At 72.7% G+C, this 21,690-nt stretch carries 19 protein-coding genes; 10 read left to right on the top strand and 9 right to left on the bottom strand.

All coding sequences use genetic code 11. The features are described from left to right. Positions 1 to 465: 465 nt before the first annotated feature. Positions 466 to 1,836, bottom strand: a complete 1,371-nt coding sequence (gene dnaB / locus G9H72_RS19065) for a replicative DNA helicase (RefSeq protein ID WP_166174123.1) — start codon at positions 1,834 to 1,836, stop codon at positions 466 to 468. 339 nt (positions 1,837 to 2,175) lie between these two features. Here dnaB and G9H72_RS19070 point away from each other — a divergent pair, with 339 nt between their 5' ends. Beyond that, complete coding sequence (locus G9H72_RS19070) at positions 2,176 to 3,522, top strand: MATE family efflux transporter (RefSeq protein WP_331272428.1); 1,347 nt, start codon at positions 2,176 to 2,178, stop codon at positions 3,520 to 3,522. 378 nt (positions 3,523 to 3,900) lie between these two features. Here the strand turns inward: G9H72_RS19070 and rplI are convergent, their stop codons facing one another. The 4 genes from rplI to rpsF form a co-directional block, all read right to left on the bottom strand. Then, entirely contained in the window at positions 3,901 to 4,347 is a 447-nt protein-coding gene (rplI, locus tag G9H72_RS19075) for a 50S ribosomal protein L9 (RefSeq protein WP_166174125.1), read from the bottom strand. Between the two features lie 14 nt (positions 4,348 to 4,361). Beyond that, positions 4,362 to 4,598 (bottom strand): 30S ribosomal protein S18, encoded by a 237-nt coding sequence (rpsR, locus tag G9H72_RS19080; protein ID WP_166174127.1) that lies wholly within the window; start codon positions 4,596 to 4,598, stop codon positions 4,362 to 4,364. Between the two features lie 151 nt (positions 4,599 to 4,749). Further along, positions 4,750 to 5,328 (bottom strand): single-stranded DNA-binding protein, encoded by a 579-nt coding sequence (locus G9H72_RS19085; RefSeq protein ID WP_166174129.1) that lies wholly within the window; start codon positions 5,326 to 5,328, stop codon positions 4,750 to 4,752. 52 nt (positions 5,329 to 5,380) lie between these two features. Next, entirely contained in the window at positions 5,381 to 5,671 is a 291-nt protein-coding gene (gene rpsF / locus G9H72_RS19090) for a 30S ribosomal protein S6 (protein ID WP_166174131.1), read from the bottom strand. A gap of 209 nt (positions 5,672 to 5,880) precedes the next feature. Between rpsF and G9H72_RS19095 the strand changes: the two genes are divergently transcribed. The 5 genes from G9H72_RS19095 to G9H72_RS19115 all read left to right on the top strand — a co-directional run bounded on the left by G9H72_RS19095 (position 5,881) and on the right by G9H72_RS19115 (position 9,970). Then, complete coding sequence (locus G9H72_RS19095) at positions 5,881 to 6,684, top strand: deoxyribonuclease IV (protein WP_166174133.1); 804 nt, start codon at positions 5,881 to 5,883, stop codon at positions 6,682 to 6,684. 145 nt (positions 6,685 to 6,829) lie between these two features. Continuing rightward, positions 6,830 to 7,054 carry a hypothetical protein gene (locus G9H72_RS19100; RefSeq protein ID WP_166174135.1) on the top strand — a complete coding sequence of 75 codons (225 nt, stop codon included), beginning with the start codon at positions 6,830 to 6,832 and terminating at the stop codon, positions 7,052 to 7,054. A 24-nt stretch (positions 7,055 to 7,078) separates the two neighbouring features. After that, on the top strand, positions 7,079 to 7,789 hold the full coding sequence (locus G9H72_RS19105; RefSeq protein ID WP_166174137.1) for an Ig-like domain-containing protein: 711 nt from the start codon (positions 7,079 to 7,081) through the stop codon (positions 7,787 to 7,789). A gap of 38 nt (positions 7,790 to 7,827) precedes the next feature. Further along, complete coding sequence (locus tag G9H72_RS19110; RefSeq protein ID WP_166174139.1) at positions 7,828 to 8,943, top strand: lipid II:glycine glycyltransferase FemX; 1,116 nt, start codon at positions 7,828 to 7,830, stop codon at positions 8,941 to 8,943. Between the two features lie 4 nt (positions 8,944 to 8,947). Then, entirely contained in the window at positions 8,948 to 9,970 is a 1,023-nt protein-coding gene (locus G9H72_RS19115) for an alanine racemase (protein WP_166174141.1), read from the top strand. 112 nt (positions 9,971 to 10,082) lie between these two features. On the opposite strand, the gene G9H72_RS19120 is transcribed toward G9H72_RS19115, so the two are convergent. The 3 genes from G9H72_RS19120 to G9H72_RS19130 are packed head-to-tail and all read right to left on the bottom strand — an operon-like array spanning position 10,083 to position 15,060. Beyond that, on the bottom strand, positions 10,083 to 11,309 hold the full coding sequence (locus G9H72_RS19120; protein WP_166174143.1) for a mannosyltransferase family protein: 1,227 nt from the start codon (positions 11,307 to 11,309) through the stop codon (positions 10,083 to 10,085). Beyond that, positions 11,306 to 12,730, bottom strand: coding sequence for a glycosyltransferase family 87 protein (locus G9H72_RS19125; RefSeq protein WP_166174145.1), 1,425 nt, complete (start codon positions 12,728 to 12,730; stop codon positions 11,306 to 11,308). The genes G9H72_RS19120 and G9H72_RS19125 overlap by 4 nt, the downstream gene beginning before the upstream one ends. After that, complete coding sequence (locus G9H72_RS19130) at positions 12,727 to 15,060, bottom strand: transglycosylase domain-containing protein (protein ID WP_166174147.1); 2,334 nt, start codon at positions 15,058 to 15,060, stop codon at positions 12,727 to 12,729. The genes G9H72_RS19125 and G9H72_RS19130 overlap by 4 nt, the downstream gene beginning before the upstream one ends. A 380-nt stretch (positions 15,061 to 15,440) precedes the next feature. On the opposite strand from G9H72_RS19130, the gene G9H72_RS19135 reads away from it, so the two are divergent. The 4 genes from G9H72_RS19135 to G9H72_RS19150 all read left to right on the top strand — a co-directional run bounded on the left by G9H72_RS19135 (position 15,441) and on the right by G9H72_RS19150 (position 20,232). Next, the gene (locus G9H72_RS19135; protein ID WP_166174149.1) at positions 15,441 to 16,133 is read left to right on the top strand and encodes a PadR family transcriptional regulator; all 693 of its coding nucleotides are present in this window, start codon (positions 15,441 to 15,443) and stop codon (positions 16,131 to 16,133) included. Positions 16,134 to 16,142: 9 nt separating this feature from the next. Continuing rightward, the gene (locus G9H72_RS19140; protein WP_166174151.1) at positions 16,143 to 17,222 is read left to right on the top strand and encodes an inositol-3-phosphate synthase; all 1,080 of its coding nucleotides are present in this window, start codon (positions 16,143 to 16,145) and stop codon (positions 17,220 to 17,222) included. 368 nt (positions 17,223 to 17,590) lie between these two features. Continuing rightward, complete coding sequence (locus G9H72_RS19145; protein ID WP_166174153.1) at positions 17,591 to 18,775, top strand: ScyD/ScyE family protein; 1,185 nt, start codon at positions 17,591 to 17,593, stop codon at positions 18,773 to 18,775. A gap of 101 nt (positions 18,776 to 18,876) precedes the next feature. Beyond that, positions 18,877 to 20,232 (top strand): MFS transporter, encoded by a 1,356-nt coding sequence (locus G9H72_RS19150; protein ID WP_166174155.1) that lies wholly within the window; start codon positions 18,877 to 18,879, stop codon positions 20,230 to 20,232. Here G9H72_RS19150 and G9H72_RS19155 read toward each other — a convergent pair. Further along, on the bottom strand, positions 20,195 to 21,595 hold the full coding sequence (locus G9H72_RS19155; protein ID WP_231127524.1) for a CCA tRNA nucleotidyltransferase: 1,401 nt from the start codon (positions 21,593 to 21,595) through the stop codon (positions 20,195 to 20,197). The two genes, G9H72_RS19150 and G9H72_RS19155, sit on opposite strands and share 38 nt — an antisense overlap. Positions 21,596 to 21,690: the final 95 nt, after the last annotated feature.

Below are 21,690 nucleotides of genomic sequence, written 5' to 3' on the forward strand. Positions count from 1 at the left end.
AGTGGGCAGCCGCTAGAAGAGCGACCCGCCGGACACCTCGACCCAGCCTGGCCAGGCCCGAGCCGTCCGTCCATAGAACAAGTAGCCGCAGGTCGCGCGTCCGCTCATTCGACGCAACGCATCGCTCCGTCTGAAGTCGGGAGCCGGGTCGGCCAGTATCCACTCGTCACGCCGCTTCCCTCCTCCACCCGCGACTGTCCCGGCCGGCCTCCACCCCGTGCTCTCGCCGCTCCAGGACGACGGCTAACCAGGCATACCGGACAACCATCTGAGACAAGTCGCCGCCGTCTAGTTTCCACAAACGCCGACAACAGCCGTCCGCACGTCCCTCCATTGAAGACCGTACGACAGGCTGCCCTCAGGCAACCGTTCGCACGTTCGGCGGGGAAGTGAGCTAGATTCTCAAGCGTTCTCACGAGCGAGCCGCTTTCTCAAGTAAGCGCACGCCGAACACAACGTCGACAGCTACGCCTGCGCCATGTCCACGAACCGCGAGTAGTGCCCCTGGAACGCCACCGTGATCGTCGCCGTCGGGCCGTTGCGGTGCTTGGCCACGATGATGTCGGCCTCTCCGGCGCGCGGGGACTCCTTCTCGTAGACGTCCTCGCGGTGCAGCAGCATGACCATGTCGGCGTCCTGCTCGAGCGAGCCGGACTCACGCAGGTCGCTCATCATCGGCTTCTTGTCGGTGCGCTGCTCCGGCCCTCGGTTGAGCTGCGAGAGCGCGATGACGGGGACGTCGAGCTCCTTGGCCAGCAGCTTCATCGACCGGGAGAACTCGGAGACCTCCTGCTGGCGGGACTCGACGCGCTTGCCCGACTGCATGAGCTGCAGGTAGTCGACGATGACGAGCTTGAGGTCGTGCCGCTGCTTCAGCCGCCGGCACTTCGCCCGGATCTCCATCATCGTCATGTTCGGCGAGTCGTCGATGAACATCGGCGCCTCGGAGACCTCGCCCATGCGCCGCGCGAGCCGGTTCCAGTCGTCGTCGGTCATCGTGCCCGTGCGCATGTGGTGCAGCGGCACGCGCGCCTCCGCCGACAGCAGGCGCATGGTGATCTCGTTGCGCCCCATCTCCAGGGAGAAGAAGGCCGACGTCAGCCCGGACTTGATGGACGCGGCCCGCGCGAAGTCCAGGGCGAGCGTCGACTTCCCCATCGCCGGACGTGCCGCGATGATGATCATCTGCCCGCCGTGCAGGCCGTTGGTCAGCTCGTCCAGGTCAGCGAACCCCGTCGGCACCCCGACCATCGCCCCGCCCCGGGAGCCGATGGCCTCGATCTCGTCGAGCGCGCCCTCCATGATGTCGGCCAGCGGGACGTAGTCCTCGCTCGTGCGCTTGTCCGTGACTCCGTAGACCTCGGCCTGGGCCGCGTCGACGATCTCGTCCGCGGTGCCGCCCTCGCCGGCGTACCCCATCTGCACGATCTTGGTCCCGGCCTCGACGAGCCGGCGCAGGATCGCCCGCTCGCGCACGATGCTCGCGTAGTAGCCGGCGTTGGCGGCGGTGGGCACCATCGAGATCAGCGTGTGGAGGTACGCAGCCCCGCCCACCTGGGCGATCTCGCCGCGCCGGGTCAGCTCCGCCGAGACGGTGACCGCGTCGGCCGGCTCGCCCTTGCCGTAGAGGTCGAGGACCGCGTCGTAGATGAGCTCGTGGGCCGGCCGGTAGAAGTCCGTGCCGCGCAGCAGCTCGACGACGTCGGCGATGGCGTCCTTGCTCAGCAGCATCGCGCCGAGCACCGACTGCTCGGCGGCGACGTCCTGCGGGGGGAGGCGGTCGGCCGGCCGTCCGGAGCGCTCCTCGTCCGGAGGGTAGATCTCCGCGACCGACATCCGGTGACGACCTCCCTGACGAGCAGCTCGAACGTGTGTTCGAATACTATCGGCCCCCGCTGACGGCTTCCGGCAGCACCGCGACGAGCGACGCACAAGCTAGGGAACGATCGCCTCCGGGTCCAACCGCCCCTGTGCACAGGTTGTGGACCAGCTGGGGACGAGGCCGCGTCACGAATGTGCAACGGCTGGGGAAAACCCTGGGGATATGTGGATAACCGCAGCCGACACGCCGAGCCCCACCTGCGCAGACGCCAGTTCACCGCATGTGGACGGCAACTCGTTCCGGTGAATCGGAGCCGCGCGCCTCCCGCACAGGCCCGTCCCTAGGCTGCACTGGTGCAGTACGTGCCCGGCCCGGACCGCGACGCCGGGGAGCCGAGCCTCGAGCGCCAGCTGGTCCGGCTGGCCGTCCCCGCCTTCGTCGCGCTGGTGGCCGAGCCGCTGTTCCTGCTCGTCGACTCCGCCATCGTGGGCCGGCTCGGCACCGTCCCGCTCGCCGCGCTCGGCATCGCCGGGGCCGCCCTCACCGTCGTCGTCAGCCTCTGCGTCTTCCTCGCGTACGCCACCACCGCCGCCGTCGCCCGGCAGGCCGGCGCCGGGGACCTGCGCGGCGCCGTGGCCCAGGGCATGGACGGGCTCTGGCTCGCCGGCGCCATCGGGGCGGTCTGCGCGGTCGCCGGGCAGGCCGTGGCGCCCTGGGCGGTCGCCGCGCTGGGCGCATCGGAGGCGGTCGCCCCCGGCGCCACCACGTACCTGCGGATCGGCCTCACCGGCCTGCCCGGGATGCTCCTCGTGCTGGCCGCCACGGGGGTCCTGCGCGGCGTCCAGGACACCCGCACGCCGCTCCTCGTGGCCTCGGCGGGCGGGGTGCTCAACGCGGTCCTCAACTACCTCCTGGTCTACCCGGCCGGCCTCGGCCTTCCCGGGTCCGCGCTCGGCACCGTGCTCACCCAGACCGCCATGGGAGCCGCCCTGGCCCTGCCCGTCGTGCGCGCGGCCCGCCGCCACGACGTGCCCCTGCGGCCGCACCCCGCCGGCCTGGGCCGCTCGGCGGCCGCCGGCGTGCCGCTGCTCGTCCGGACGCTGACCCTGCGGGCGGCCCTGCTGCTGGGGACGTACGTCGCCGCTCGCACCCCCCGCGGCGACGTCGCGCTCGCGGCGCACCAGGTGGCCGGCAGCGTGTGGAGCTTCCTGGCGTTCGCCCTCGACGCCCTGGCCATCGCGGCCCAGGCGCTCGTGGGGCACGCCCTGGGCTCCGGCGACCCCGCCCGCGCCCGCCGGGTGCTGCGCCGGACGCTCGAGTGGGGGCTCGTCTCCGGGGTCGTGCTGGGGGCCGCCGCGCTCGCGCTGCGCGGGGCGTACGTCCCGGTCTTCAGCTCCGACCCCGCGGTGCAGGACGCGCTGTCCTCGGCCCTGGTCGTCGTGGCCCTGCTCCAGCCCGTCGCCGCCCTCGTCTTCGTCCTCGACGGGGTGCTCATCGGCGCCGGGGACGGGCGCTACCTCGCGGTGGCCGGGGTCGTGACGCTCGTCGTGTACGCCCCGCTGGCGCTCGCGGTGCTCGCGGCCGACGGCGGGCTGGTGCCCCTGTGGTGGGCGTTCGGGGCGTTCATGGGCGCGCGGCTCGTCACGCTGGTCCTGCGGGCGCGCGGGGAGCGGTGGATGGTGCTCGGCGCAGGGCGGTGATCGTCCGGCCATGGAGGTCGTGGAGCAGCCACCGGGGCCGACCGACTCCTTCGCGGCGCCACCCCGGGCGAGGCCGCGGCGCCCACTGCCGCCGGCACGACAGCCAGCGCCGCATGCCGCGGACCGGCTGGACCGAGCGGGCCGCGACTGCCGCACCACCACACCGCAACGCCCCGGCACCCGGCGACGGCGACTCGGTTGTGCGAGGCGGTCGTCCGGGCAGCCAACCCAGCCAACTGACTCCTCAGAGGCAGCCACCACGAGGGGGAAGGCACGGCGCGGACGGTTGAAGCCTCCAGCTCGAGAGCCCGCGCGCACGACGACGAGGCCCCGCCCCCGCACGTGGCGGGGACGGGGCCTCGAACGGCGCTACGGGCGTCAGCCCGCGACGACCTCGACCGGGACGGTCGCCGACACCTCGGGGTGCAGGCGGACCGAGACCGAGTGCTTGCCGGCCGTCTTGATCGGCGTGCCGATCTCGACGCGGCGCTTGTCGAGGGCGGGGCCGCCGGCGGCGCGGACGGCGTCCACCACGTCGGCGACGGTGACCGAGCCGAAGAGACGGCCGCCGGCGCCCGCACGAGCGGAGAGCCGGACGCTGAGCGCCTCGAGCTGGGCCTTGATCTCCTGCGCGTGGCTGCGGTCGCGGATCTCGCGGGCAGCGCGCGAGCGCTGGATCGCCTCGATCTGCTTCTCCGCGCCGCGCGTCCAGCGCATCGCGAAGCCCTGGGGAACCAGGTAGTTGCGGCCGTAGCCGTCCTTGACCTCGACCACGTCGCCGGCGGCGCCGAGGTTCGAGACCTCCTGCGTGAGGATGAGCTTCATCTCGTCGTCTCCCCTCAGCGAGCGGTGCTGGTGTAGGGCAGGAGCGCCATCTCGCGGGCGTTCTTGATCGCGATCGCGATCTGGCGCTGCTGCTGCACGGAGACACCGGTCACTCGACGGGCGCGGATCTTGCCGCGGTCGGAGATGAACTTGCGCAGGAGCGCGGTGTCCTTGTAGTCGACGTACTCGATGCCGGCGACCTTGAGCGGGTTGCTCTTCTTCTTCGGCTTGCGAATCGGTGGCTTGGCCATCGTGGTGCTCCATCTCGTGCCCGCTGGTGCGGGCATCGTGGTAGCCCGGCGCTGTGCCGGGAGGGCCTGTCGAACGTCGGGCGCCGCCGGAGCGGTGCCCTGCCCCCGCCGCCAGGGCGGCAGGAGCGGGTGCTGCGAGCAGCGAGCGGGACTAGAAGGGAGGCTCGTCGTTGTAGGAGCCGCCCCCGCCGCCACCCCAGCCGCCGCCACCGCCGGCGTTGCCGCCGGAGGACTGCTGCGGGCTGGCCCACGGGTCGTCGGACGGGCCGGACTGCTGCCCGCCGCCGTAGCCGCCGCCACCTCCGCCGTAGCCGCCACCGCCGCCCTGACCGCCGCCGAAGCCGCCGCCGCCGCCCTCGCCGCCGCGGCTGGTCCGGTTGACCTTGGCCGTGGCCGAGCGAAGGGACGGGCCGACCTCGTCGACCTCGAGCTCGATGACGGTGCGCTTCTCGCCCTCCTTGGTGTCGTACGTCCGGCTCTTGAGCCGGCCCGTGACGATCACCCGCATGCCGCGCTGGAGGGACTCGGCGACGTTCTCCGCCGCCTGGCGCCAGACGGAGCACTGCATGAACAGCGTCTCCATGTCCTTCCACTCACCCGACTGCCGGTCGAACTGCCGCGGCGTCGAGGCGACGCGGAAGTTGGCCACGGCCGCCCCGGACGGGGTGAAGCGCAGCTCGGGGTCGCCGGTCAGGTTGCCGACGATCGTGACGACGGTGTCGCCTGCCATGGGCAGCGCTCCTTCGGGATCGGGAGTGGACGGGCCTGAGCGAGGCTCAGGCTCAGCGCGCGTCGGTCCGCAGGACCTTCGTGCGCAGGACGGACTCGTTGAGGTTGAGCTGGCGGTCGAGCTCCTTGACGACAGCCGGCTCGGCGTTCAGGTCGACGACCGCGTAGATGCCCTCGGGCTTCTTCTTGATCTCGTACGAGAGCCGGCGACGGCCCCAGATGTCGACCTTCTCCACGGTGCCGCCACCCTGACGGATGACGTTGAGGAACTGGTCGAGCGACGGGGCGATCGTGCGCTCTTCGAGGTCGGGGTCGAGGATGACCATGAGCTCGTAACGACGCATGCGGTACCCACCTCCTTTGGACTCGGGCGGCCACGGTCTCTCCGTGGCAGGAGGGCTACTGCGTCAGCAGTGCGTCCAGAGTACCGGCCCGGCCGCCCGGGCTCCCCGGTTCTGCACAGCGCGTGGACTCCCAGCGAGTGGCTGCCGGGCGCGCCCACAGCCCCGCGCGAGCGGTGGAGGCCGTCAGGGGCGAGCCGTACCGTGGGCGCATGAGCGAGCTGCGCATCGGCGCCCATGTCGACCAGGAGGACCCGGTCGCGGCGGCCCTGGACCGCAAGGCCGGGCTGGCGCAGTTCTTCCTCGGCGACCCGCAGGGGTGGAAGGGCCCGGAGGTCCGGTACGCCGGGGGCGCCGAGGCGCTCAAGGCCGCCGCCGCTGCGGCGCAGCTGGACCTCTACGTGCACTCGCCGTACGTCATCAACGTCGCGACGAGCAACAACCGGATCCGCATCCCGAGCCGCAAGCTGCTCACCCAGCACATGACGGCGGCCGCAGAGGTCGGGGCCAAGGCGCTCGTCGTGCACGGCGGCCACGTGCTCAAGGCCGACGACCCCGAGCTCGGGTTCGAGAACTGGGTGAAGACGTTCGAGCGCATGGAGCTGCAGATCCCGGTCCTCATCGAGAACACCGCCGGCGGGGACAACGCGATGGCGCGCACCTTCGACCGGCTGGGCCGGCTCTGGGAGCGGCTCGCGGACCGCTGCGACATGGACCGGGTCGGCTTCTGCCTCGACACCTGCCACGCGCACGCCGCCGGGGAGGAGCTGCTCGGCATCGTCGACCGGGTGAAGGCGATCACCGGCCGGATCGACCTCGTGCACGCCAACGACAGCCGTGACGACTTCGGCTCCGGCGCCGACCGCCACGCCAATCTCGGCGCGGGGCGGATCGACGCGGAGGCCATCGTCGCGGTGGTCGCGGCCGCCGGGGCGCCCGTCGTCGTGGAGACCCCGAACGGCGTGGAGGGCCAGGCGGCCGACATCGAGCTGCTGCGCGGAGGGCTCGCAGGCTGAACCGGCACAGCGGGCCCGACCGGCCGCAAGTGTCACCGGGCGAACAGTGCAAACCGGTGCATCGGGTCTAGCGTCCCCCTCGTCCTGACAATCCGGAGGATGCCGCCCACCGCCGCATCCCCGGCCGATTCCCGGGGGGGAACTCATGCACCGGACGCTCGTTCGCCTGCTTCTTCCACTGCTGGCGCTGGGAGGCGCGCTCCTCGTCGCGCCGACCGCCACGGCGGCGACACCCACGACCGTTGAGCTGGCGCCGGTCACGCCGAGCCCGGTCTACGCGACGTACCTCGGGACCGCCGTGGCGGTCACGGCGGCCGTCACACCGGGCGTGGCCGGCACGGTCTCGTTCTACCGGCAGTCTTCCGGATAGCGGTACCTCCTCGGCACCGCAGCCGTGGACGACGGCCGCGCGTCCCTGTCCGGGTCGTTCCCGCAGGGCTTCTGGGAGGTCGTCGCGGAGTTCGCGCCGAGCGACGCGGCCTACACGCCCTCGGCGTCCGCTCCGCGCCCGGTCACGGTGCTGCCCTATCCGCTGCGGCTCGACGTGACGCCAACGACCGCCCCGTTGGGCGGGCCGGTCACCCTCGAGGCCACCGGCGAGTGGCCGTTCGCCGCGGGGACACTGCGCTTCTACGCCGGAGACACCGAGGTCGCGAGCACGCAGGTCGCCCTTCCGCGCGGCACGGTGTCGCTCCCGGTCACCCTGGCCGCCGGCAACCACCGGCTCTGGGCGCGGTTCACGCCGGCCGGGCTCGCGCAGCCGCTGACCTCGAACAGCATCTACTACTCGGTGCCGGCAGCCGCCGGGCCCGCAGCGGTCGCGGTCACCCCGGTCACCGGCCTGCGCTTCCCGCAGGGCCGTCCGCTCTCGGCCGTGGTCGCGACCGTCGACGCGCCGGGCGTCCCGGTGAGCAGCCTGTCGGCGGTGATCGACTGGGGCGACGGCACGACGTCGCCGGGCGTCGTCGCGGGGCCTGCCGGCCGCCCGGCCGTGTTCGCCACGCACTCGTTCGCCGTCGCCCCGTCGTCCATGGTCAACGTCTCGGTCATCGGTCCCGACGGCCGCTACTACTACAACGGCCCGGTGTCCGTCGCCGTCGGCTGAGCTCGGGTGACGTGCACGGGTGGGTAGTGTCGCCACCCGTGCACGTACGCCCGATCGACGCGAAGCAGCACCTCGAGTTCATCGCCCGGCGCGGCAGCGCGAGCTTTCTCCAGACCCCGTCCTGGGCGCAGGTCAAGGCAGAGTGGCGCGGCCAGTCCCTCGGCTGGTTTCACGGGGAACATCTCGTCGGGGCCGGGCTCGTCCTCTACCGGCAGCTGCCCCGGGTGAAGCGGTCCCTCGCCTACCTGCCGGAAGGGCCCCTGCTGGACTGGGACGCCGTCGCCGACGCTCCCGGCGAGTGGCTCGACCCGCTGGTACGCGGGCTCCGGCGCGAGGGGGCCTTCGGCGTACGCATGGGGCCGCCGGTGGTCACCCGGCGCTGGGGGTCGGAGACGCTCAAGGCCGCGGTCGCGACGGGGCAGGCGACGAAGCTGGATGCCGTCCCCGCCGACGAGACGACCGCGACCGGCGCGAAGCTCGCCGCGGCGCTCCGCGGGCAGGGCTGGCGCCCGCCACGAGCGGAGGGGGGCTTCGCCGCCGGTCAGCCGCAGTACGTCTTCCAGCTGCCGCTCGCCGGCAAGTCCGAGGCCGACCTGCTCAGGGGCTTCAACCAGCTGTGGCGGCGCAACGTGAGGAAGGCGGAGAAGGCGGGCGTCACCGTCGAGCTGGGCGGCCTGGAGGACCTGCCAGCCTTCCACACCCTGTACGTCGAGACCGCGCAGCGCGACGGCTTCACCCCGCGGCCGCTGCCGTACTTCCAGCGCATGTGGCGCGCGATGTCGGCCGAGGACCCGGAGCGGATCGCGCTCCTGCTGGCCCGGCACGAGGGCCGGCTCCTCGCCGCGACGACGCTGGTGCGGGTGGGCCGGCACTCCTGGTACTCGTACGGCGCCTCCTCGACGCAGGGACGAGACGTCCGGCCCAGCAACGCGGTGCAGTGGCAGATGATGCGGATGGCGTCGGAGTCCGGGTGCGACGTCTACGACCTGCGCGGGATCACCGACACGCTCGACCCGCAGGACCCGCACTTCGGGCTCATCCAGTTCAAGCTCGGCACCGGCGGCGAGGCGGTCGAGTACCTCGGCGAGTGGGACCTGCCGCTCAACCGCCCGCTGTACGCGGCGTTTGACCTGTACCTCCGGCGGCGAGGCTGACCCGGTGACCCTGGCACTGACCATCGACGCGGACCGCTGGCGGCGTCACCTGCGCACCGTCGTCGAGCGCAACCCGGGCCTGGTGCCCGTCATCAAGGGCAACGGGTACGGCTTCGGGGTGGCCCGGCTGGCGGCCGAGGCCCAGCGTCTCGGCGTCGACACGGTCGCCGTGGGGGAGCCGGCCGAGGTCGAGAAGGTCCGGGAGCGCTTCTCCGGGCAGGTCCTCGTCCTCGCCCCATGGCATCCGCGCCTCGGGCCGTTCGAGCCCGACCCGAAGCTGCTGCGCACGGTCGCGCACGTCGAGGCCGTGCAGGCGCTGTCCGGCTCCAACCACCGGGTGGTGGTCGAGCTGCGGACCGCGATGAACCGCTCCGGGCTGGATGCCGTCCAGCTCGAGCAGGCGCGCGATGCCCTGCGCCGGCTACCGAGCGCCGGCTTGGCGCTGCACCTGCCGCTGGCCGGTGACACGGTCGCCGAGGCGGCCCGCGTGCTCGGGGCCGCCGGGGTAAGCGGCCGGGACGAGACCGTATGGGTCAGTCACGTGCTCGACGCAAAGCTGCAGTCCCTGCACCGCAAGGCTGCCGGGGTGCGGCTGCGCCCGCGGGTGGGCACGGCGCTGTGGCTCGGCGACCGCAAGGCCTTCCGCGCGTCGGCCACCGTGCTCGACATCCACCGCCTGCGGCGCGGGACGCCGTACGGCTACCGCCAGCGGCGGATGACGCGCGACGGGTACCTGCTGGTGCTCTCCGGCGGGACCGGGCACGGCGTCGGGCTCGAGGCCCCCCGATCCGTACGCGGCCTGCTGCCGCGCGCCAAGCTGGCCGCGGTCGGCCTGCTGAGTGCCGGCGGCCGCACGCTGTCGCCGTACGTCGTGCAGGGGCGCCAGCGCTGGTTCGCCGAGCCGCCGCACATGCAGGCCTCGCTCGTGCTGCTGCCCGACTCCGTGCGCCCGCCCGCCATCGGCGACCGCGTCGACCTCGACGTCCGCATGACCGCGACGAGCTTCGACGTCGTCGAGGGGCTCTGACCCAGGGGCTGCGGGCAACGGACGCGGCCGTGCAAGATCACCGCGGAGGGCCAGGCGCGGGCGGTGAGGGCGCGGGCGGCCGGTCTGCCCGGCCGGGTGGCGCGGCGCGGCGTCAGCCGGCCCAGCGGCCGTCGACGAAGAGGATCGTCCAGTGCGCGGCCAGCGGGGCGACGGCCGCGAGGTAGAGCACGAGGAGCTTCGGCCGGCGGACGGTGGCGCGGGCCAGGGCGATCCACAGCGGGAACCAGAGCAGTGACGCGCGCGGCGTGGAGAAGTACCACGTCGAGGTGCCGAGGGCCACGACGCTGAGCCCGACGTACGTCGCCTCGCCCCACTCGCGGCGCACGAGCAGGTAGACCGTGAGCGCGACCCCGACGGCCATGGCGAGCAGCTCGAGCCGGAAGTCCATGCGGAAGGCGATGGCCTGGGACTGGCCGAAGGCGGCGTCCCAGGTGTTCGAGAAGACGGTCCAGGGCCACTCGAAGCTGCGGCCCCAGCCCCGCTCCTGCGCCCGCTGCCAGGCGAGCCAGCCGCAGACCTCGTCGCTCGTCGGGGTGCACGGGCCGCGCAGGTTGCGCAGGTAGGCCATGTAGCCGAGGACCGGCAGGAACGGGAGCACCAGCGCGGGCGCCTGGCCCCAGTCGCGGCGCGGCCGGTCGGTGACGAACTGGACGACGAGCGCGGCGGCGAGGAAGAGGCCGGTGACGCGCGTCGTCGACGCCGCCGCGCCGAGCAGCCCCGCCGCCCACCACTGGCCGCGACGTGCGCACAGCCATGCAGGCAACGCGAATCCAAGGAAGAGCGCTTCGGTGTAGCCGGCTGCCAGGAAGACCGCTGCAGGGCTCAGCGTCAGCAGCAGGACCGCGCGCTCACCCGTGCCGCGCGGCCCGTCCAGCTCGCCGAGCTGGGCCAGCGCCACCGACGCGAACGCCCCGGCGACGAGGGACACCAGCAGCCCGGCCAGGGCCCCGTCGACGCCGACCGCGTGGACGGCGCGCAGCACCAGCGGCAGGCCGGGGAAGAATGCCTCGATGTTCGGGTCGAACCGCGAGTCGTAGCCGTTGCGGGCGATGTACTCGAAGTGGTGCCAGTCCCACTGGGCCCAGCGCCGGACGTACGAGCCGAGCGGCTCGTTCTCGACGAAGTGGTAGACCGCGACCCAGCCGAGCAGGAAGGTGCCGAGCCGGGTCGCCACCCAGACCCAGAGGGCCGACACGGACGCCTCCCGCAGCGCCACCGGGTCACCCACGGGCACCGGGCGCCAGAGCCGGCGCCGGGCCGCGACCGAGGCACCCGCGGGCTGCGCGGACGCCTCGTCGCGGTCCTCTACTGCGCTCATCTCGGGGCGGTCAGCGCCGGCGGGCGGGCCTCGGCGTCAGCGGGGGCGGGCCCCAGGGCGAAGACGTCGGGGGCCTTGTCGAACGTGCCGCCGCCCGGGTCGTCGTCGATGCCGTCGGCGCGCACCGGGTCGTCGGCGGGCTTGAGGATGTCGCGGACGACGACCGCCACCAGCCAGAGCGTGCCGGCCAGGTGCGCGACGATCGTCCAGATGTAGGCCTTGTCGCCGAGGCCTCGGTCGGCGTCGACGTAAGCGCCGAGGTAGAGCCAGATGCCGACGAAGTGGACGAGCTCGCCGGCCTGCCAGACGAGGTAGTCCCTCCACCGCGGGCGGGCGAGCGCCGCGAGCGGGACGAGCCAGAGCAGGAACTGCGGCGAGTAGACCTTGTTGGTCAGCACGAAGGCGGCGACGACCAGGAACGTCAGCTGCGCCAGGCGCGGGCGGCGCGGCGCGGCCAGGGCGAGCCAGGCGATCGCGGCGAAGAGCAGCACCGTCAGCCCACTGGCGACGGCGTTGAGGCCGGGAACCGGGTAGCCGGCCAGCTGGAGGGCGTACCAGATCGAGCTGAAGCCCTCCTGCCGCTCCTGGCTGAACTTGAAGAAGCGGAACCAGCCGTCCCAGTTCGCGATCATGAACGGGACGTTGACGTCGAGCCAGACGAAGGCTGCCGTCCCGCCCGCGAGCAGCGCGGGGCGCCAGCGCCCGGTGCGGACCGCCAGCAGCAGGATCGGCAGCAGCAGCAGCGCCGGGTAGAGCTTCGCCGACGTGCCGAGGCCGATGAGGACGCCGGCCAGCGCCGGGCGGTCGCGCGCCCAGGCCCACATCCCGCCCGCCAGCAGCGCCACGGCGAGCATGTCCCAGTTGACCGTCATCGCGAGCGCGGCCGCCGGGCAGAGCGCGACCATCGCCGCGTCCCAGGGCCTGCGCCGGCCGGCCGTCCACGCGGTCAGGGCGACCGTGGCGAAGAGGAAGCCGACCGCGAAGAGCAGGTTGATGTCGAAGTACGTCGTGGCCCGGTCGGCCACGCCGTCCGGGACGAGCTTCGCCTCCAGCCACATGAGCAGCCCGGTCAGCACCGGGTACTCGACCTGCTGCACGCCCTCGGGCAGCGCCTCGTCGAGGTAGGGGAAGATCCCCTGGTCCATGCCACGGCCGCTGTAGAGCGCCGGGACGTCGCTGTAGCAGGCGTGGAAGTACATGTTGCTGCTCGTCCAGCCCTCGGCCCGGCAGTGCTGCTTGCCCGCCACGGCGAGCAGCGCGGTCACCACCGCGAGCAGCAGCAGGACGCGTACGGGCGTCAGCCAGCGCCGCTCGCTGAGCATCCGACGGCCGGCCGGGCCGCCGATGGCCGTGCTGGCGGCCCGGACGACCGGGTCCTCCACGCTCGGCAGGACGAGGCCGTCCTCGGCCGCCCGGGTCATGGCGCGCCCTGCCCGGCTGCGGGCGGGACGGCCCCGACGACCGGGTCGGCCGGCGGCACCGCACCCTCCACCACCGGCGGCGACTGCGCCGGCGGCTGCACGCCGCCCGAGCTCGGCGTCGGGGCCGGGGCCGGCTCCTGCGCGGTGGGCGTCGAGGACGGCGTCGGCGTCGGCTCGTCCGCGGGCTCCGGCGAGCTGGACGGGGTGGGGGTGGGCTCGGACCCCGACTCCGAGCTGCCGCTGGAGCCGTTGTCGTCGTCGCGGTCCCAGGAACGCGCATTCACGTAGGCAGGATCAGGGAAGTCCGTGTTCCCGTCGTAGCCGGGCAGCTCGACGGCGGCGCTCATGTACGCGGTCCAGATGCGGGCGGGATAACCACCTCCGAAGAATGCCGCAGTGTCCTGGCCGCCCACACCGTCGAGGTCCTCCTGCGTCTCCTCGCCCCGGTAGAACGACACGGCGGTCGAGAGCTCCGGCGTGAAGCCGACGAACCACGCGGTGAGCGTCTTGTCGTCGACGCCGTGCGTCCCGGTCTTGCCCGCCACGTCGGTGCCCACGCCCTGGGCCTCGGTGCCGGTGCCGTCGCGGACGACCTGCTCCATCGCGTACGTCACGTCACGGGCGATGTCGCGGGAGAAGACCCGCACGCGGTCCGGCTGCTTCGGCGCCTGGATCAGGACCCGGTCGGGGTCGTCGACCGCCCACACCTTCTGGACGCTGTACGCCTTCTTCGGCCGCATGCCCTCCCCGGCGAACGTGGAGTAGCCGAGCGCCATCTGCAGCGGGGAGACCGACGCGATCCCCAACGGGATGCGGGCGTTCGTCTCCAGCCCGGGGGCGTCGTCCGGGATGCCGGACGCCACGATCGCCTGGCGGACCTTGGCCGGCCCGACGTCGATCGCCTCGTCGACGAACACCGTGTTGACCGAGCTGCGCAGCCCGGAGAGGAGGCTGACGTTGGAGCCGTACGACTGGTTGAACTCGTTGCGCACGGACCCGCCGCCGGGCAGCGACATCGGGCTGTTGCCCTCGTAGGTGCTGTAGAGGCTCTTGCCGTCCTCGAGCGCGGCGGCCAGGGCGAACGGCTTGAACGTTGAGCCGGGCTGGACCTTCGCGGTCGCGTCGTTGAACTGGCGGTCGAGGTAGTCGCGCCCGCCGTACATGGCCTTGATCGCGCCGGTGCGCGTGTCGATGCTGACCAGGCCCGCGTGCACCCCCTCGGCGTCGGTCGCGGGGTACTCGCCCTCCTCGGGGTCCATCGCCTTGACCGCCGCCGCCTGGGCGTCCTTGTCGAAGGTCGTGACGACGCGCAGGCCCCCGCCCTCGATCTCCTGCTCGGTGCGGCCCGAGGCGAGCAGCTCGTCGTTGACGTAGTCGAGCAGGTAGCCCTGCGGGCCCTTGTACGCGTTGACCTTCGTCGGCCTGGCGATCAGCGGGAACTTCGCGCGCGAGCGCTGCTCCTGGGTGATCCAGCCCTGCTCGAGCATGCCGTCGAGCACGTAGTTCCACCGCCGCTGGGCCGCGGCCTTGCGGTCGGCCACCTGGGCCTTGGACAGGCCCTGCTTCTGGAAGTCGAACGTGTCCGGGGCCTGGATGATGCCGGCGAGGAACGCCGCCTGGCTGACCGTCAGCTTCTGGTAGCTGTTCTGCCCGCGCGGGAACCACGCCTGCGCGGCGGCGTTCAGGCCGTACGACCGCCGGCCCCACCAGATCGTGTTGAGGTAGTCCTGCAGGATCTCGTCCTTGGACTTCTGCTTGTTGATCTTGATCGCCAGCACGGCCTCGCGCAGCTTGCGCTGGTACGTCTTCTGCGAGCCGACGTCGCTGTAGTAGTTGCGGACGTACTGCTGGGTGATGGTGGACCCGCCCTGGCCCCGGCTGTCGCTGCTGAGGTTGCTCCAGAAGGCGCGCACGATGGCCTTCGGGGACACGCCGCTGTTGCTGTAGAACGACCGGTCCTCCGCGGCGAGCACCGCGTCCTTGACCGACTCGGGGACCTTCTCGATCGGCACGCTCGTCCGGTTCTGCTCGCCGGACAGCCGCCCGAGCAGCGTCTTGCCGTCGGAGTAGTAGACCGCCGAGGACTGGGCCAGCGCCGCCGAGCTCGCCTCCGGGATGGTCGTCTGGGCGTACACCCAGGCGAACGCGCCGACGAGGGTCAGCGCGCCCATCACGCCGAGCAGCAGCACCTGCCGCCAGGACGGCAGCAGCTTGAGCACCCCGCGGCGGTGGCTGCGCGGGTAGTCGATCAGGCGCGACCGCTGCGGGGCACTGGTGGCGCGGCGCTTGCCGTGCCGGCCGCGCGGGTCGAGATGACCGGGCAGGGTCACGGAGGAGTCCTCGGGGGTAGGCCGACGGCGGACGTGGCTGCCCGCCACACGCTCCCGGGGGGTCCCGGTCGGAGCTGCGGGCGGGCGCAGACGTGCCGGACCGCCAGCACGCTCTGCAACTGCACGGGACAACAGCGTACGGCTGACGGTCGTTCCCGGCGTGTTCCGTTTGCCCCTTCGTCACCTGAGAGCTATCGTCCAGATGTATCGGCTCGATACATCGAGTCGACAGGACGGTTCGATACGTCCACGCGATAGGTCCACGAGCGGCGGCCCAGCATCTCGTACGGGCTGTAGGCGTACGGACACGGGCCCGCCCGGTGCAGACCAGCGCCGGACGAGCCACCCAGCGGCAGCATCCAGACCGGGCAGGAGCGACGATGGCCACGAGGAGCAGCGGCGTGCTCGAGCTCGCCGTCCTCGGCCTGCTGCACGAGGGGCCGATGCACGGCTACGAGCTGCGCAAGCGGCTCAACGCCCTGCTGGGGACCTTCCGGGCGTTCTCCTACGGCTCGCTGTACCCCGCGCTGCGCAAGATGCTCGACTCCGGCCTGATCGCGGAGGACACGCCCGAGGGCGCGGGCTCCGACGGGTCGGCGCCGAGCCCGGCTCTCGCGGGCAAGCGCGCGCGGATCGTCTACCGCATCACCGCGGAGGGCAAGGAGCAGTTCCAGCAGCTCCTGGCCGAGGCGGGGCCGGACACGTGGGAGGACGAGCGGTTCGGCGTCCACCTGGCGTTCTTCCGGCACACGGACGCGGCGACGCGGCTGCGTGTGCTCGAGGGCCGGCGTTCCCGGCTGGAGGAGCGCCGTGAGCGGGTCCGCGGGTCACTCGCCCGCACCCGTGAGCGGCTCGACTCCTACACTCTCGCGCTGCAGAACCACGGGCTCGAGTCCGTGGAGCGCGAGGTCCGGTGGCTCAACGAGCTGATCGACGGCGAGCGCGAAGGGGCGCCGCCCACGACGCTTCCCCCCGTCGACGGGGCTGCAGTGCCGGACAGCCTGCAGAAGCTCGACATCCACTCACACAACGACGTGACCGGCTCCCCGTCCGGCGCGGGCACCAAGAACTAGGAGATCAGCGTGGGTTCCGTACGCGTAGCGATCGTCGGGGTCGGCAACTGCGCCGCCTCGCTCGTGCAGGGCGTGGAGTACTACAAGGACGCCGACCCTCAGGCGCGCGTCCCCGGCCTCATGCATGTGCAGTTCGGCCCGTACCACGTGCGTGACGTCGAGTTCGTCGCCGCGTTCGACGTCGACGCCAAGAAGGTCGGCCAGGACCTCGCCCACGCGATCTTCGCGAGCGAGAACAACACCATCAAGATCTCCGACGTCCCGCCGACCGGCGTGACCGTGCAGCGCGGCCACACGCTCGACGGCCTCGGCAAGTACTACACGCAGACGATCACCGAGTCCGACGAGGAGCCGGTGGACGTCGTCCAGGCGCTCAAGGACGCCAAGGTCGACGTGCTCGTGTCGTACCTGCCCGTGGGCTCCGAGGACGCGGACAAGTTCTACGCCCAGTGCGCGATCGACGCGAAGGTCGCCTTCGTCAACGCGCTGCCGGTCTTCATCGCCTCGGACCCGGAGTGGGCGCAGAAGTTCGCCGACGCCGGCGTCCCGATCGTCGGCGACGACATCAAGTCCCAGGTCGGCGCGACGATCACGCACCGCGTGCTCGCCAAGCTGTTCGAGGACCGCGGCGTCCAGCTCGACCGGACGTACCAGCTGAACGTCGGCGGCAACATGGACTTCAAGAACATGCTCGAGCGCGAGCGCCTGGAGTCCAAGAAGATCTCCAAGACGCAGGCCGTCACCTCGAACCTGCAGCACGACCTCGGCGCGCGCAACGTGCACATCGGCCCGTCGGACTACGTGCAGTGGCTCGACGACCGCAAGTGGGCGTACGTCCGCCTCGAGGGCCGCGCCTTCGGCGACGTCCCGCTGAACCTCGAGTACAAGCTCGAGGTCTGGGACTCCCCGAACTCGGCCGGCATCATCATCGACGCCGTCCGCGCGGCGAAGATCGCCCTCGACCGGGGCGTCGGCGGCCCGATCCTGTCCGCGGCGTCGTACTTCATGAAGTCGCCGCCGGTGCAGTACGCCGACGACGTGGCGCGTGCGCAGGTGGAGGACTTCATCCTGGGGAACGTCGAGCGCTGAGACACCGCCCGCGAGGCCCGGTACCCCTAGGGGTGCCGGGCCTCGGCGCGTCCCGGTCGGCGGCGGCAGGCCGTGGGAAGCCGTGCTCGCTCCGGCGAGCACAACTCTCCACGGGGCCCCGGGCTCATGAGCCACGGTTCCCGAGGACAGCGCATCGTCACCGTCGGCCAACGCCACGCAATGCCCGCTTTTCCCGAGGCGTCACCCTTGCCGGCAATTGCGGGTGGTGCTGGTACCACTTCCACGCATTCGCCGACCCGACGGCGTATCTGGCGGGGCATGATCCCCTCACTTCCCCCGTGCGGGTGCCGACGCAGGCACCCCGGTAGGGGCGGAGAGCCCGCCGCAGAAGTCCTTGGAGAACGCTCATGACATATCGTCACCGCAAGGCCGCGATCGCGACGATCAGTGCCTTGTCCGCTCTCGCCGCCGTCACCGGCACGGCCGCCTCGGCCGCGGCCGAGGACGAGCCGCAGGCACCGTGGGCCGACCACGAGGTCGTTCTCGGCGGCCTGGACAACCCCCGCCAGATCAGCTGGGACGGCCGCGGCGAGATGTACGTCGCCGAGGCCGGCCGCGGTGGCGACGAGTGCATCGGCGAGGGCGAGACGGCGACCTGCCTCGGCGAGACCGGCTCGATCATCCGCATCAAGCGCCCCGAGAAGACCGTGAACGGCACGCCGGACCGCGTCATCGACGGCATCGTCTCGGTGGCCGGCCGCGACGGCTCCGGCGCCGTGGGCGTGGACGGCGTCGCCGCGATCAACAGCAAGGTCTGGTTCGCGACGACGTTCGCCCCGCCGGAGATCACCCCCGCCCCGTTCGCCCCGCAGCTGGGCAAGCTCTTCTCCGGCCACGGCAGCAGCGGCAACTACAAGCAGCTCGCGGACGTCACGGCCTACGAGGTCGCCAACGACCCCGACGGCGACGGGGTCGAGTCCAACCCGTACGCGGTCCTCGCCCAGGCCAACCGCACGCTCGTGGTCGACGCGGCCGGCAACACCGTGCTCTCGGTGTCGCCCGCCGGCAAGGTCACGACGTTCGCGGTCATCCCGGAGTACGCCCCCGGCCTCGACAGCGTCCCGACCTCCATCGCGCAGGACGCGGCCGGCAACGTGTACGTCGGCGACCTCGGTGGCGAGGTGCCCGGCAACGCGAGCGTCCGCAAGTACAGCCCGACCGGCACGCTGCTGCAGACGTACGGCGGCTTCACCACCATCACCGGCGTGGCGGTGGGCGCCGACGGCTCGATCTACGCCGCGGAGCTCTTCGGCGGCTCCCACGCCTTCCCCGGCCAGGTGACGAAGCTGGCGCCGAACGGCACCCGCACGGTCGCCGCCGTCCCGTTCGCCGCCGGCGTCGCGGTGTCCCCCAACGGCGACGTCTACACCTCGGCCTTCGGCATCGCGACCGCCGAGGGCATGGGCCTGCCGGGCAGCGACGGCGCGGTCTGGCGGCTGAAGCCGGCGGCGTTCACCACGGCCCCGACCGGCACGCCGACCCCCACCGGCACGGACGCGCCGGAGGCGGCGCGGGTTCTGTCGATCGGCTGACGCCAGCACCGCATCCGCGTCCCGGCGCTCGACCGCAACGGCCCGGCTCCCCCTGTGGAGCCGGGCCGTTCGGCGTCCGCCGTGTCACCTATCGTGGCCCGATGCCACGGCCGGGCTCGTTCGTCGGCGACCTCGTCGACGTGCTCGAGGGGCCGCGCTTCCGCAAGCTCTACGCGACGCGGCTCTGTGCGCAGGCGGCCGACGGCGCCACGACCGTGGCCCTCACCTCGTTCGTCTTCTTCTCCCCCGAGCGCCAGGCCACGGCGGGGGACGTGGCGACCGCGTTCGCGGTGACGCTGCTGCCGTACAGCCTGGTCGGGCCGTTCGCCGGTGTGCTGCTCGACCGGTGGCGCCGCCGGCAGATCCTCGTCGTGGCCAGCCTGCTCAAGGCGCTGCTGGTGCTCGTGCTCGCGGCCCTGGTCGCGCTGGACTACGCCGGCGCCGGCTTCTACGCCGTCGGCCTGCTCGTGCTGTCGGTCAACAGGTTCTACCTGTCGGCGCTGTCGGCCGCCCTCCCCCACGTGGTGCCCGGGCGCGAGCTGGTCATGGCCAACAGCGTCTCGACCACGTCGGGGACGGTCAGCTCGCTGCTCGGCGCGGCCCTGGCCTTCGCGATCCGGGCCGTGCTGGGCGACGGCACGGCGGCGACGGCGGGCGTCCTCGTGGCCTCGGCGCTCACGTCCACCGGGGCAGCCGCGCTGGCCGCCCGCATGGAGCGCGACCTGCTCGGCCCGGACCTCGACGGCCCGGCCCCGCACCTGCAGGAGGCCCTGCACGGGGTCGCGCGCGGCATGGCCGAGGGCGGGCGGCACATCCGCGAGCGCACGGCGGCCCGCCGCGCCCTGACGGCGATCGCGGCCCACCGGCTGGTCTACGGGCTGTGGACGGTCGCGACGCTGCTGCTCTACCGCAACACGCTGCACGACCCCGGCGACACCGACGCCGCCATCGCCGGCCTGGCCACGGTGGTCGGCGCCAGCGGGGCCGGCTATTTCCTCGCCGCGCTGGCGACCCCCGAGGTGACGGCGCACGCCCGCAAGAGCACGTGGGTGACGACGCTTCTCGCGGTGGCCGGGCTGACCCAGCTCACGCTGCTCGCCCTGCCAATGCGGGAGGGGACGGTCATCGGCTCGGCACTGCTGCTCGGGCTGGCCGCGCAGGGGGTGAAGATCTGCGTCGACTCGATGGTCCAGGAGGCCGTGAGCGACGAGTTCCGCGGCCGCGTGTTCTCCGTCTACGACACGGTCTTCAACGTCTGCTTCGTCTCGGCCGCCGCCTTCGCCGCCGCGGCCGTCCCCACCTCGGGCCGGTCCGCACTGCTGACCGCGGGGCTCGGCGCCGGCTACCTGCTCGCCGCCGGGTGGTACGGCGCCGTCACCACGCGCCGCCCGGACCCCGTCGAGGGCCGGATCGCCGGGGTCAGCCCTGCGGCTGCTGCTGCTCGCGGTGCCACCTGATCAGCTCCGCCACCGCGGCGTCGTGCTCCATCGGCCCGTTGTCCATGCGCAGCTCGAGCAGGTGCTTGTAGGCCTTGCCCACCAGCGGCCCGGGCGCGATCCCGAGGATCTGCATGATCTGCGTCCCGTCCAGGTCCGGGCGGATCGCGTCGATCTCCTCCTGCTGGCGCAGCTGCTCGATCCGCTGCTCGAGCGAGTCGTACGCCACCTGCAGCGCCGCCGCCTTGCGCTTGTTGCGGGTGGTGGAGTCCGAGCGGGTCAGGGCGTGCAGCCGGCCGAGCAGGGGCCCGGCGTCGCGGACGTAGCGGCGGACCGCGGAGTCGGTCCACTCGCCGCCGGAGTAGCCGTGGAAGCGCAGGTGCAGCTCGACCAGGCGGGAGACGTCCTCGATCGTCGCCTTGTCGAACCGCAGCTCCTTGAGCCGGGCCTTGGTCAGCTTGGCCCCGACCACCTCGTGGAAGTGGAAGCTCACCTTGCCGTCGGGCTCGAACCGCCGTGTCCTGGGCTTGCCGATGTCGTGCAGCAGCGCGGCGAGCCGCAGGACCAGGTCGGGGCCGCCGCCGACGTAGCGCTCCTCCAGCGCGATCGCCTGCTCGAGCACCGTCAGGGTGTGCTCGTAGACGTCCTTGTGGTGCGCGTGCTCGTCGATCTCCAGCTGCAGCGCGGGCAGCTCGGGCAGCACGACGTCCGCGAGCCCGCTCTCCACCAGCAGCGCGAGCCCGCGGCGCGGGTGGGCGCCGAGCACGAGCTTGGACAGCTCGACCTGGACCCGCTCGGCCGACACGATGCGGAGCCGCTCGGCCATGTCCCGCATGGCCCGGACGGCCTCGGGGTCGACGCCGAAGCCCAGCTGGGAGGCGAACCGGGCGGCTCGCAGCATCCGCAGCGGGTCGTCGTCGAAGGAGTCCTCGGCCCGGCCGGGCGTGCGCAGCACCCGTCGTTCGAGGTCCTGGATGCCGCCGAACGGGTCGACGAAGCGCGCGCCGGGCAGGGCGACCGCCATCGCGTTGACCGTGAAGTCGCGCCGGGCCAGGTCGTCCTCGAGCGAGTCGCCGTACGCGACCTCGGGCTTGCGGGACTCCCGGTCGTACTTCTCGGCCCGGTAGGTCGTGATCTCGCAGTCCCACCCGCCCTTGCGGGCGCCGACCGTGCCGAAGGCGATCCCCACGTCCCAGGTGGCGTCGGCCCAGGGCTTGACGATGCGGAGCACCTGCTCCGGGCGGGCGTCGGTGGTGAAGTCCAGGTCGTGCCCGAGCCGGCCGAGCAGCGCGTCCCGGACCGACCCGCCGACGAGCGCGAGCTGGTGCCCGGCGTCGGCGAACCGCCGGCCGAGCTCCTCGGTCACGGGGGCGGCCCGCAGCAACGCCGCGACCGCCTGTCGACGGGGGTCGCCGGCGGGCGCCGCGGCGGAGCGGGAGGCGGATCCGGCGGCGGACGAGGCGGGCTGGTCCGACGGCA

The organism is Motilibacter aurantiacus (assembly GCF_011250645.1).
Taxonomy (GTDB): domain Bacteria; phylum Actinomycetota; class Actinomycetes; order Motilibacterales; family Motilibacteraceae; genus Motilibacter_A; species Motilibacter_A aurantiacus.